This is a genomic window from Paenibacillus antarcticus, from assembly GCF_001637225.1.
Lineage (GTDB): Bacteria > Bacillota > Bacilli > Paenibacillales > Paenibacillaceae > Paenibacillus_AQ > Paenibacillus_AQ antarcticus.
The window spans coordinates 230,406-243,151 of record NZ_LVJI01000016.1; the positions used below are offsets into that span (position 1 = coordinate 230,406).

Annotated in this window: 8 protein-coding genes; 6 read left to right on the forward strand and 2 right to left on the reverse strand. The window is 41.9% G+C overall.

From position 1 onward, the window contains the following. The first annotated feature begins 35 nt into the window (after positions 1-35). The 4 genes from PBAT_RS12570 (at position 36) to PBAT_RS12585 (ending at position 7,749) form a co-directional block, all read left to right on the forward strand. Positions 36-743, forward strand: coding sequence for a response regulator transcription factor (locus PBAT_RS12570; RefSeq protein WP_068650027.1), 708 nt, complete (start codon positions 36-38; stop codon positions 741-743). 3 nt (positions 744-746) lie between these two features. Continuing rightward, the gene (locus PBAT_RS12575; RefSeq protein ID WP_068650028.1) at positions 747-2,156 is read left to right on the forward strand and encodes a sensor histidine kinase; all 1,410 of its coding nucleotides are present in this window, start codon (positions 747-749) and stop codon (positions 2,154-2,156) included. Positions 2,157-2,357: 201 nt separating this feature from the next. Then, positions 2,358-2,777, forward strand: a complete 420-nt coding sequence (locus tag PBAT_RS12580; RefSeq protein WP_068650031.1) for a hypothetical protein — start codon at positions 2,358-2,360, stop codon at positions 2,775-2,777. A 16-nt stretch (positions 2,778-2,793) separates the two neighbouring features. Next, positions 2,794-7,749: a DUF4132 domain-containing protein gene (locus PBAT_RS12585; protein ID WP_068650033.1), complete on the forward strand. Its 4,956-nt coding sequence runs from the start codon at positions 2,794-2,796 to the stop codon at positions 7,747-7,749. Between the two features lie 132 nt (positions 7,750-7,881). Here PBAT_RS12585 and PBAT_RS12590 read toward each other — a convergent pair whose 3' ends face one another. Together PBAT_RS12590 and PBAT_RS12595 are read right to left on the reverse strand one after the other, a co-directional pair. Then, entirely contained in the window at positions 7,882-9,096 is a 1,215-nt protein-coding gene (locus PBAT_RS12590) for a DUF418 domain-containing protein (RefSeq protein ID WP_246168309.1), read from the reverse strand. Positions 9,097-9,318: 222 nt separating this feature from the next. Beyond that, entirely contained in the window at positions 9,319-10,974 is a 1,656-nt protein-coding gene (locus PBAT_RS12595) for a copper amine oxidase N-terminal domain-containing protein (protein WP_068650037.1), read from the reverse strand. A 188-nt stretch (positions 10,975-11,162) separates the two neighbouring features. Between PBAT_RS12595 and PBAT_RS12600 the strand changes: the two genes are divergently transcribed. Together PBAT_RS12600 and PBAT_RS12605 are read left to right on the forward strand one after the other, a co-directional pair. After that, the gene (locus PBAT_RS12600) at positions 11,163-11,744 is read left to right on the forward strand and encodes an RNA polymerase sigma factor (protein WP_068650040.1); all 582 of its coding nucleotides are present in this window, start codon (positions 11,163-11,165) and stop codon (positions 11,742-11,744) included. Next, entirely contained in the window at positions 11,737-12,684 is a 948-nt protein-coding gene (locus tag PBAT_RS12605; RefSeq protein ID WP_169810115.1) for an anti-sigma factor, read from the forward strand. Before PBAT_RS12600 ends, PBAT_RS12605 begins: the two co-directional genes overlap by 8 nt. Positions 12,685-12,746 lie beyond the last annotated feature (62 nt).

Consider the following 12,746-nt stretch of genomic DNA (forward strand, 5'->3'; position numbering starts at 1 on the left):
AAGACAACTGAGAATTTGGGGAAAGGGGACATGATATGTCATTAAAAAGTACGAAGGTATTAATTATAGATGATGAAGAAGACATCCTAAGAATATTGAAAACAGTGCTAACAAAAGAAGGGATAGATCATATCTATACTTCGACAACGGTGAGTGACGGATTTATGCAGTTCCAAGAAAACAAACCTGACATCGTGTTGCTAGATATTATGTTGCCCGATGGCGAAGGGTATGACGTGTGTAAACAAATTAGAAACATCTCGAACGTCCCCATTTTGTTCTTATCCGCAAAATCAGAGGAAATTGACAGGATTCTAGGATTTGCTATTGGTGGTGACGACTATATTGTAAAGCCATTTAGCCCCAAAGAAGTGGCTTATCGTGTGAAAGCACAATTGCGTAGAGCAGAATATATCCAGATGGATAAAGAAGATATTCTATTAACAGCAGGCCCTTTTGAATTAAATGAACAAAGGGCAGAATTTAAAAAGAATGGTGAGAATATTGAACTCAGGCCAAAAGAACTTGGCTTAATAACATATCTTCTTAAAAATGTGAATCGAATTATTAGCAAAGAAAGCCTCTACGATCATGTGTGGGGGGAAGATTTTATAGGATATGAGAATACGGTCATGGTACATATTCGCAGGTTAAGGGAGAAAATAGAGGAACAGCCCTCTAACCCTCAATATCTAATTACAGTAAAAGGTTTAGGGTATAAACTTGTTGTAAGGGACGAATAATCCATGAAATGGTTGTTAACGGGAAGGTACTTATTATCCATTGTGTTGGTAGTCATAGTCGTGCTGATTATAAATATCCTGATTTTATTGGGCATGCTCGTGACCTATTCTGTGTCACCGAACCCCTCTTTTCAAAACAGAGAGATATCTGCGGAAGCATTTACGAAAGGGTTCCGTGATTACATAGAGATAGCAAATAATCAGGTGACTATCAGTGAACAAGGAAAAAAAGAGCTTGAAGTCAATAAGTCTTGGATACAAATATTAGACGAAAATGGCAAGGAGATATACGGATATCGATTACCCGAAGGGGTAAAGAAGAAATACACACCATTAGACGCTATTCAAATGCACAAATATAAAGAAATAAATAATGAGACAACTGTTTTTGTAAGTGGAAAAGAAATAAATAGAAAAAACTATAGTTTTTTTATTGGAATAGAAGATCGTAATATCGGTAAATATGTCTTCTCATTTGACTATCGGGACATTTTCAAAGCGTTTAAAGTAGGAAGCCTTACTTTCATTATTATTGATGGATTAATTGCATTAGTGATCGGGTATTTATTCAGTAAAAGACTGACCAAGCCATTAAATATATTGATTGATGGGATCAAGAGGTTGGCTAATAAAGAATACAATATAAATTATGAACCTAAAGGAATCTACAAAGATATCTTTTATAACGTAAATTATTTATCAAATGAACTAAGAGTGAACGAAATTGAACGAAAAAAGCTGGATAAAATGAAGGAAGAGTGGATTTCAAATATCTCTCATGATATTAAGACGCCACTTGCCTCCATCTTAGGTTATGCCGAAATGATGAAAGATCCCGACTATCAATTTACATTAGAAGAAATGATGGAATATGCCGAGATCATTGAAAGTAAATCACTATATATGAATGAGGTTATTGAAGATTTAAACTTAACGACAAGATTGAAGAATAAAGAATTAAATTTAAATAAAGAGACGATCAATATGGTAACTCTTGTTCGGAATATTGTGATTGATATATTGAATGATGCCAAATATGCGAATAGACACATTGAATTTCATTGTAGCGAAGAAACAATACCCTTAGATGTAGATGAGATCTTTATTCGGAGAGCGATAAGTAATCTGACCTATAATGCGATAGTTCATAATGATGACCATGTAAAAATTGTTGTCCGCATTGAAAAGAAGGAACAGGTTCATATCATCATTCAAGATGATGGAAAAGGTATACAAAAACAAGAGCTCGATAGAATTTTTGATCGGTATTATCGGGGGACAAACACTGGGGAGCTACATAAAGGCTCGGGACTTGGCATGGCGATTGCCAATGATGTGATCCGTGTACACGGTGGAGAAATCAAGATCAATAGTGTAGTGGGTCACGGAACGATGATTGAAATCTTACTATAGAAGATGATGTGGAGTTAGGACAAGAGAGAAGGAACGCAGGGTAATATCATATCAGAGGAGCAACGGCATGTGCCGGGGCTTCTTTTTGTTGAAGTCTTGTCTATAAGACTTCTAATTAGAGTTCTAATACTTATATATGGTTAAATATAGAATAAGGATAGATGCTTCTGATTATTTAAATGCGAGATGGAGGAATCGTCTATGAAATTATATGTCACCGTTAAAAACTTAGGTAAGCGTAAGAATGTACTGACCAAAATTGAAATTGAGCTTCCAATCGTTCCGATGACACTAAGGGAACTCATTACGGAAGTTGTTAAAGTGAATGTGCAGGATTTAAAGGATAAGCAACAAGGCACTCAGCTGATGCCATTCTTAACAGGAGCGGAGATTGAGGCGCGTGGGGAGAATGGTAAGGTGGGATTCAGCTCGGTGTATAACGAACAAAGTCCTGATGTAGCTAAGGCAGTAGAGAACGCATTATTAGCTTTTGATGATGGGTTATATAAAGTATTTATTCGTGAAGAAGAGAATAGTCTGTTGGAGACACCACTTAAGCTTATGGAAGAAGATGAGATTGTATTTATCAAGTTTACAATGTTAGCTGGAAGCCTATGGTGAAAGGGGATAATGATTGATGGAGAAGCAGGAACGAGAGAGGTATTACTATGCATCATTACAAGAAATAGCTGAGGGGCTAGATCCTCATTTAGCTCCATTAGCTCAGTTGGTGGTAGAGTTAGGTCAGATTCAATACGTGACTCAGGATGAAGAGTGTTTTACGAAATGCGCAGAGACCTTGCAGTCACTTGCTAGTGGTAATGATGAGATATTATTCGAACCCCTAGTGAAAGTTGTGAGGCTACTTACGAAAGAGTATACGGGAGAAGTCTTTGATTATATTGCTTCTCATGCGACGGAATACCCTTATGGTACAGGATACGAACGTAGACCTTTCCGTACATCGGACCGGCAAGCTCACTTGGGCCAGGTGATTAACAAGTTGAGTTCACTGTTATCTATGGAATGTCATGATTTCGTAATGATTGATTATTTGACGACAGCAGACTATCCCTTACGCCAGAATTATCAAATGGCACAGACGATAAGTGATGTCGTTGCTTTTGAGATAGATCGTAACAATGCAGAGGTTATTGCGGCACTTAAGGACGTAGTTTATGGAGATAATCAAACCGCGTTACTTACACATGGGATGATCAAAGGAATATTTATGAGTCACCAATCGGACTTGTACGTGATGATGGGAGAGCTATTAACGGCTGCACGATTACAAGAGGGGCTTCGACAATCTATTGTGGAACGAATGGACGAGGGCACGCTTGAGGCGAATTTATACATGCTGAAGGTCATCATAGATCAAGGTTATATTCGTTATAGTTCTGTCGTGAGAGCGCTTGGTGTATGGACGGGTATGGGGTTGGAGTCAGCGAATCAACGTGTAGCAGGACAACTGATAGAAGGTGCCTATCTTGTCTTAAGTGATGAATCAGTTCGTACATCGTGGCTGTCGAGTGACAATGCGAACCATGTCTATTTAAGTTTATGGGCTACAGCGGTATATGAAGAACGCGATTTATTTCGTGGCATTAAGCACTTGATGGAGCATGGTGCACTGTATCAGAAGATCATTGCACAATACGTACTCGTGAATAGTGAGAATAGAGATGTTCGGTATGAGATTGCTAGACAATACCTAGATGCTACGGATCCTGAATTACAGTATTGGATTCTATCCAACTATAGTTATGACTACTTCCGTAATTGGGGGGAAGAGGAAGCTAGCGTTACGATTGTACATACGTCTGTCTTGGAGGATAAGAATGAGCGTCGGCGTGAATTCGAGCAGCTTAAGGGCATGTTCCTTGCCATGACTAACAAAGAGATTTCTGGACCTTCCAAAGTGTTGGATTTCGCACATATTCATTACACGCCGGATCTCCCCGTCCGTAAGATGTTATACCTTACAGCTTATGATATGGACAGTGAATGGATCGCGACAATCATTACGTTGAAGGATCGATTAAGTGCGGATATGCGTGGCGAGTTGTTGTCTTTATTCATGAAAGATACGGATCATTCTGCACAGCGTGAATTTATATTCTCATCGCTATCCGATAAAAGTATGCTTAATCGCGAGAAAGCACTCGACAAGGCGAAGAAATTGACGTTATCAGATGAAGAGTTGAGACTAATAGAAGGTTTGTTGAAGCTCAAGACAGGTTCCTTACGTCAAAGTGCTATTGAGTTACTGTTGCGTCAGCCAGAGGCCAATGTGAAGAGCTCACTAAATCGTTTATTACAAGGTAAGAGCGAATTACAACGACTGGCTGCACTAGAGACTATAGTCGAAATTTATGGTGACAGTGAACGAACGAAGCAGTATGAAGACCTAAGTCCACTTCCTCTTTTAATTGAGAATCCCACGCCTAAGGAGCAGCAATTGATTGGAAAGCTTGGTCAAGCGAATGAATATACTAAATCGAATGGCTTTGGTCTATTTGATCCGAATATGATCGAGACTTGGCTTACAGAAGCTCCGGAATTAGGAGAATTTGAGTGGAAGAAGATCTTCAGATTATCGACAGAAGAGGTGATTCTGTTCCTTTCTGGGCTGGAGCAAGAAATTCATAATCATCGTGACTATGAGTATGAGGTAGAATATTACTCTGGTTATAAGGATACATTGCTACTCGGTACAGGATTAAGAAGGCTTCATCCACTTCAAGATGAAGAGGATGATACAGCAGAGCTTACGAAGTATCCATTGCATGAGGTATGGAGAGATTACTTAGAACGGAGTCATTTAGGTGCTATTGAAATCATGCAGCTCTATTTCTATTCTTTACTTGACCCTCTTGATCAGACATTGAACCAGTATTATCATTATTTCTCTAATGGTGATATGGATTACGCTGAGCTTGCGAAGCATACGTTGCTTGAGGGTTGGCGTAAGGAGTTTGCGGAGCAGGTGTATCCTGTTGCTCAGATTCAAGAGATTAAAGATGCACTCAAACAATTTAAGTATAGAGATCAGATCACTACTCTTATTCATGCATACTTCATAGATAGTGATAAACGTTCAACATTTGATTTGAGCGTAGATGCTCTAAATACTGTGATGCAAGCGATGCCTAAGGAGAAGGTGTCCACTGAATGGGGGATATTCAAGCTCTTGGTGAATCCGTGGTTCTCCATGGTCCGTAGTCGAATGGTTGATGATGACAGCTTTAAGCGAGTGTTCCATACTTTCTATGCATTTAATATGATGAGCCCGAAAGAGCGTGTTGATTCCGTACTTGAACTAGAGGATTACTTGCGTGCTTTTGAAGCGGGAATGATCGGAAGAGGAGAAGTATATCGGGAGTTGTTAGGGAGTCATGACAGTCGCCATCATATGCGCAGTATTACATCTAAACGATATGATTGGATTGATGCCAAACCTGAGCTAGTTGCGATTCGACAGACTGCTGTAGAGAGAATTCTAGAGATAGAGCTTGAACGTGGCGATCTAGCGACTGATGTTACACCTCTAGCCATGGGACTGAATCGGATCGAGGGTATGGAGCATTTCATTCATATATTATCTGGCTTACAGCAGGACACTTTCATTCGTGGTTATATCTACGGATATGGGGACAGTATCACGAAGAAGGAAACGTTCAGTCATTTACTGAAGATCAGTTGTCCACGCGAGGGTGAAGATGACAATGGCTTGAGACAAATGCTTGTAGGTCATCATATCACGGAGAAAAGGTTACTAGAAGCAGCGATGTATGCTCCTCAGTGGTTAGATATTGTAGCTAAATATCTAGATTGGGAGGGGCTGCGTAGTGCAGCGTGGTATTTCCATGCGCACATTAATGAAGGCTTCTCTGCTGAGAAAGAGACGATTGTCGCGCACTATTCACCGATTTCAGCGCAAGACTTTAATGATGGTGCCTTTGATATTAGTTGGTTTAAAGAGGCTTATGATACGGTGGGGAAGAAACGGTTCGATTTATTGTACGATTGTGCTAAATATATATCAGCCGGAGCTAACCACCGAAGATCACAGTTGTTCGCAGATGCGACACTGGGCAAGCTAGATATTATGGAAATACAGAAGTCGGTAGAAGAAAAGCGGAATAAGGACCTTTTACTCTGTTATAGCCTTATTTCATTAGGTGATGACCGTGAACAGGATATTCGTGATCGGTATGAGTTCATTCAGCAGTTTCTTGTGCAGAGTAAGAAATTCGGTGCTCAGCGTCGCGCAAGTGAAGGCATGATCTCTCAGATAGCCCTTGGCAATTTGGCGAGAAATGCAGGGTATGGTGATGTTATTCGACTGATGTGGGATATGGAAGCTCGAAAGTTGGACGATATGCAATCCTTCTTCGAGCCCCATAACCTAGATGAGGCGACGACAGTACAGCTTCTTATTGATGACGAAGGAAAGTCAGAGATTGGCATTATGCGTAAAGGTAAAGCGTTGAAATCCGTTCCTGCAAAGTACAAGAAAGATGAATATATTGCGGATTTGAAAGAAATGAGGGTTGAACTAACAGAACAATACCGGAGAGCACGTAAGGAGCTTGAACGCTCGATGGAGTCAGGAAATACATTTACACTGCAAGAGTTGAAGGGGTTATCAGGAAATCCAGTTATTACTCCTCTAGTGCGGACGCTAGTGTTTAAATCTGGAGAGACTTTGGGATACTTCGATGCAGCCACAGGAGGACTTCTAGATCCAGCGGGTAAATTAGTTCTTATCGGGGATAACGAAGAACTCCTGATTGCACACCCCCTTCATTTATATAAAAGTGGGCAATGGAGTCAGTATCAGAAGGACTTGTTCGATCGTCAACTTCGTCAGCCATTCAAACAGATATTCCGTGAGTTATACCTTCCCAATGCGGATGAACAGGCTAATGAAACCGTTTCTCGCAGATATGCTGGACATCAAATTCAACCGAGAAAGACAGTCTCCCTACTCAAAGGTAGGCAGTGGACAGTTAGTTATGAAGAGGGATTACAGAAGGTATACTATGCGGAGAATCTAATCGCGAATCTTTACGCGATGGCAGATTGGTTCTCTCCTTCGGAGACTGAAGCGCCTACACTTGAGACGGTTCAATTCTTTGATCGCAATACCTATAAGAGCGTAGCCTTGGATAAGGTTCCTCCGATACTGTTCTCAGAAGTGATGCGAGACGTAGATTTAGTCGTGAGTGTCGCGCATGTCGGAGGCGTTGATCCAGAAGCCAGTCTGACTACGATAGAGATGCGTTCCGTCATCGTCCGAGAGTCACTTCGTCTCTTGAAGATTGATAATGTTCGTATAGAAGGTAATTATGCTCGAATTGAAGGTTCCCTGGGTGAGTATGGGGTACATTTAGGTAGCGGTATGGTCTACAGACAAGCTTCGGGCGCTATGCATATCATTCCTGTACATTCACAGCATAGAGGCCGTATATTCCTACCCTTCATAGATGAAGATCCGAAGACAGCAGAAATTTTGTCTAAGATCGTGATGATGGCTGAGGATAAGAAGATTAAAGATCCACAGATTCTAATGCAACTGCAATCATAAATGTATTTCAGCGGTACCCAATGAATAACAAATAAAAGACCCGAAGATAGACACTGGGGAACCATGTGTCTATCTTCGGGTCTTTTACGGTTAGGATATGTATAGATTGCAATGGTAATGGTTACGTCATTATTACACAGAAGTGTTCAAAGTTGGATCATTAACAACTTTACGGGAAGCACGTGGCTTGCCATCGCGTGAGAAATAAGTCCACATTCGGAGAATGCGCTCGAATGGGCCATTCTTAAACCAACGGAATAGCAGGGTCGTTAGTACCGCTTGCACCGAATATATAAGCAGAGCCAATAGAAATCCGTTTAGAATGCTGATTTGTCCGAACCAACCCAACCCATACCCATAAAATATGGTTGTACAAATGACAGTTTGCATCAAATAGTTCGTTATAGACATCCGTCCGATAGCTTCAAATGCCGATACGAGCAGTGATCCATTAGATAAGTACGATAAGATTAGAGCTAGCGCAGAAATATACCCAAGTGCGAGCATCTGCCCACCAGCGGCAAGGAGGACGCCGCTCCAAGGGGAGTCTGGCTGCAGTATAGCTATGCTCTTAAACCCTAGTCCAAGCGGCAGAAGAGTAGCCGTCCCCCATATGTATCTCCGTCTCTCGCACCGTGAATTGTGAAACCACTCTTTCTTTGCGGCGGCGATCCCGAACAAGAATGTTGGAATCATTACGATGGGTGCAATAAATATCAACAAGATGATCATAGCGCCTGGCGGTAAACCAAGTGGGTCCTCAGTCAAGCGAAACTTAGAAATCTCCGAATAAGTTCCTTTACCATAGATTTCAATGGATTTTGTGACATAGGCTTGTATCTGAGTTTCCTCTGTAGCTGTCATGTTATTCGTATTGTAGCTTAAGCCCGGTATTACTAAGCTTAGTAGGATTCCCCATATAATAAGTGTTTTCGGTTTCCTCTTAACGAATAGTAGCAAAAGGAAGCCCACTCCCCCATAGAATGCTAGAATGTCACCCTCCCATAATAATAAGCTATGTATTACTCCTAAAATTATGAGCATGAGGAAACGCCGAACTAATGGCCACTTGGGCTTAAGACTACGGTTTACCAAGCTTTCCCGAAGCTTATATAAGCTGTAGCCAAACAGGAACATAAAGATCGGCACAAAGCTACCCACAACTGTAATATTCAATACCTGATACGCTATAGTATCCAAGCTTGTAGGGTTGAATAGCGACATGTTATCAAGCCCGTACATGCCATATTGGAAAGTAAGCATATTTGCAATAAGGATACCGAGTAAGCAGAAGCCACGAATCACATCTATAACGCGAACGCGGTTTCCTGTATTTATTGGGTTCAACTGTTCCACCACCTTGTTTATAAGTATAATCATTTAATTATCTCTAACTCTGATCAACTAATGTTAAGGTTTATATGCAAGCATTACAACAGGTGATGGAGAATGAATATGGGCAAGATGATTATTAAATATCTACAGTGAAATTCATAAAAGAAGCGTCCGCATATGCACGGACGCTTCTTTTATGAATTGATAACTATCTGTGAGTGAACAAATAGATGATTAGTGTGACATATGACCTGCTGACATGTTAGTCATATCAGTTGCCATGTTATGTGCTGCTGCACTTGCCGGTGCCATAGCTTTCGTCATTATAATGGTTGCCTTATCCTTGCCCCAAGCAACATTCCAACCCAGAAGCTCGGTGATGAAACGTAGAGGAACCTCAGTACGACCATCTTTTACGAATACCGTTGCTCCGACCTTCTTGTTCATACCATTCAATTGCATTGTGTCTTGACCAATCCAGAAGGCAAGCTTATCATCTCCAGCCATGATCCAAGTGGTATTTGTTGTTTTATCATATTTGACTTTAGCACCAATCCCTTCAGCTAGGAAACGTACGGGGATAAAAGTACTACCGTTCTTTATGAAAGGTGCCACATCCATCATCATTTTGTTGTTGTTCACATGAATTGTTTTACTTCCGAGTTGCATGGTGACAGTACTCACTTGTGGTGAAGTTGGTACAGTTGGAGTCGTTGTTTCGAATTTAGCAGGGAACTGTTTTACAATACCTTCAGATAGAGCATCACCTGTCATAAACATATGGGCATAGGCTTCACGTTCAGCGGTATAGGCTGTTTTGTAGTCTTTAGCTACATAGCTGTCGAATGCTTTCAGCAATTCATTAATGTGCATTTTCAATCCATCAGCCAATTGTTGTTCACTCAGATTCGGATTTGCTGTAGCGAAGAATTTAGCTTGTGCTAGACGATACTTCTCTAAGTTAGCTACTGCTTTTTGTTTCGCTGTGTTGTCTTTGGTAGCTGTTGCTTTGACATAATCTACGAAATATCCGATATGAGAAGACCATAATGGGTTGAAGGCTTTACCTGCATCCGCTCCGTAGATTGAAGCTATGGCGTTGGACAAATCATTGGTATTCATCGTTAGAACAGCGGCTGCTTGATCGAAGTCAGGGGCACCGTCGATTCCCTTTTGCATAGCGAATACGGCTGCTGAAGCATGTTCACCGAGTATTTGACCTAAAGTCTGACGAAGGTCGGAAGCGGGGTTGTTCATAATGTCTCCAGTAAACATGGTAGGGAATTGTTTAACAATTCCGTCAGCTAGAGCATCACCAGTCATAAGCATGTGAGCATAAGCTTCACGTTCGGTTGTGTACACGCTAGCATAGTCTTTAGCTACATAGCTGTTAAATGCTTTCAATAATTCATTAATGTGCATTTTGAGTCCTTCAGCGAGCTCTTGTTCATTTAGGTTCGGATTCGCTGTTGCGAAGAACTTAGCTTGAGCCAAGCGGTATATCTCAAGATTATCTACAGCTTTTTGTTTGGCTACGTTATCTTTAGCACCGGTTGCTTTCACATAATCTACAAAGTATCCAATATGCGAGGACCATATGGTGTTAAAAGATTTACCAGCTTCATCGCCGTATACAGATGCAATCGCTTGGCTTAACTCATCGGTGTTGGCATTCAGTGCGCCGGCTGCATCGGCAAAGTCTGCTTTACCGTCGTAACCTTTCTGCATCGTGTTAATCGCAAGTATGGCATGTTCACCAAGTAGATTACCGAGGGCTGATCTGAGATCGGCCGCTGATCCTTTAGTTGTCGGTGCTGCACTAGCGAAGGCTGGAATCACAAGAAATACGGCTAACATCAATGTAAGTATTCTGGTCATATGAATTTTCATGAATAGCACTCTCCTTTGAGTTATGGTTATTTGTCCGCCTGTCTTTGAAGCGGTTATACTGATGAAACGTAAGAAGTTGATTTTTGGATCACATAAATTGAAATAAATATTTTGTTATAAAAAGTCATCCTCTTCAAAGGTTCTTGCGAACGTTATAATAGAGGGAGATCATGGAAAGGGGCCCTTAAATGAAAGAACCCATAGAGGATAGTCAGATCATGCAGCGGATTAGGGATAGGGATCAAGCGGCGCTAGAGTTGCTATATGACCGCTATGAACGAGTCGTATATTCCTTTGCCTACCGTATTGTCAATGATGCGATGGCCGCCGAGGAAGTGGTGCAGGAATTATTTCTGCGGATCTGGAACCATGGTGAGAGGTATGAAGTAACCCAAGGGAAACTAACAACGTGGATGTTCGTGATTACGCGAAATATTGCTGTGGACATGCTACGGCGCAAATCGGTTAGAGCAAAGGAGACCCCAATCGAGACGGAAGTTCTACAGCAGTTCACAGATGAAACGTCAGACACCGAGCTAGAAGTGCAGCGAAGAGCTGAAAGTGATGAAGTGAAGCAGGCACTAAATGTACTTAACGAAGAGCAGAAACATGTGATTGAATGGATATATTTCGAGGGACTAACGCAACAAGAAGTGGCCGATCGGCATGATATTCCGCTCGGAACGGTCAAGAGTCGTGTGAGACTTGCCATGAAGCAGCTTAAGCGGCGGCTAACGAACGCGGGAAGGAGGGAGCATGTCCATGAATGAGAGAGCAAATGAATGTTGTGACTGGGCGGATATGTATGTGCTGGGCGGACTTGATGCTGTGGATACGGTTGAATTTGAAGCGCATCTACAGACATGTGTAGCTTGCCAAGATCAGGTACAGGAACTACGCGAAGTTGTAGACCTTCTTCCCTTAGCTGTCGAAGAAGTGCAGCCGCCAGAAGGTATGAGAACACGTATACTAAGCCATGTGTTGAACACAAGCAAAGTGTCGGAAGATAAAGTTGACGCAAGTGATGAGGAGCACAACGTAGTTGAGCAGACGAGCAACCGTAAGCATGGTGAAGATATCCAGAACCTAGCTAATGAGGTATTGCAGGTGGGAAAAGAGGTATTGCAGGTAGAACCAACTCTATCAGATCGCGGAGGAATGGTATCCGCGCAAGCAGTTGAGACGCCAAGCGGTTCGTGGATACCAGCGCGTAGAAATACACGCCGCAGTAGTCTACTATTGTGGCGCACAGTTAGCGTGGGGCTCGCAGCGGCTGTAGCAGGGTTGGCTATCTATACTTCTCAGCTACAACGTGATGTGAATGGTCTAACTAATCAGCTTACGACTATGAATCAGCCTGCACAGGGATTGCGGACGAATGAAGCGGTTCAGCTGAATCCACAAGCGAAGGACATTGTAGCGAAGGGCTTAGCTACCATCGTCATTGACGATAAAGGCACGCATCTGGTCGTACAGGCAGAGAAGCTGCCTGAACTTACAGGCAATCAAGCATTCCAAGTATGGTTGATTAAAGGGGACGTTAAGCAGAATGCTGGAACGTTCCTTGCGAACTCGAAAGGCACGGGTGCGGTCTACTATTCCTTTGATCCAGATGAATACGATACCGTAGCCATTACGCTAGAGCCAGATGCGATGGGGCAGCAACCAAGAGGGCAAATTATATTGGCTGCACCTATTAAAGAGAGCTAGTCAAGATCTTCTAATGTTACTTTTGGGAATGAGAGCTAATCGGAATTTTCCGATTAGCTCTT

Bases quoted from the DNA above. Each gene is read 5' to 3' on its own strand.
- PBAT_RS12570 (WP_068650027.1), top strand. From the start codon at position 36: ATGTCATTAAAAAGTACGAAGGTATTAATTATAGATGATGAAGAAGAC.
- PBAT_RS12575 (WP_068650028.1), top strand. From the start codon at position 747: ATGAAATGGTTGTTAACGGGAAGGTACTTATTATCCATTGTGTTGGTA.
- PBAT_RS12580 (WP_068650031.1), top strand. From the start codon at position 2,358: ATGAAATTATATGTCACCGTTAAAAACTTAGGTAAGCGTAAGAATGTA.
- PBAT_RS12585 (WP_068650033.1), top strand. From the start codon at position 2,794: ATGGAGAAGCAGGAACGAGAGAGGTATTACTATGCATCATTACAAGAA.
- PBAT_RS12595 (WP_068650037.1), bottom strand. From the start codon at position 10,974: ATGAAAATTCATATGACCAGAATACTTACATTGATGTTAGCCGTATTT.
- PBAT_RS12600 (WP_068650040.1), top strand. From the start codon at position 11,163: ATGAAAGAACCCATAGAGGATAGTCAGATCATGCAGCGGATTAGGGAT.
- PBAT_RS12605 (WP_169810115.1), top strand. From the start codon at position 11,737: ATGAATGAGAGAGCAAATGAATGTTGTGACTGGGCGGATATGTATGTG.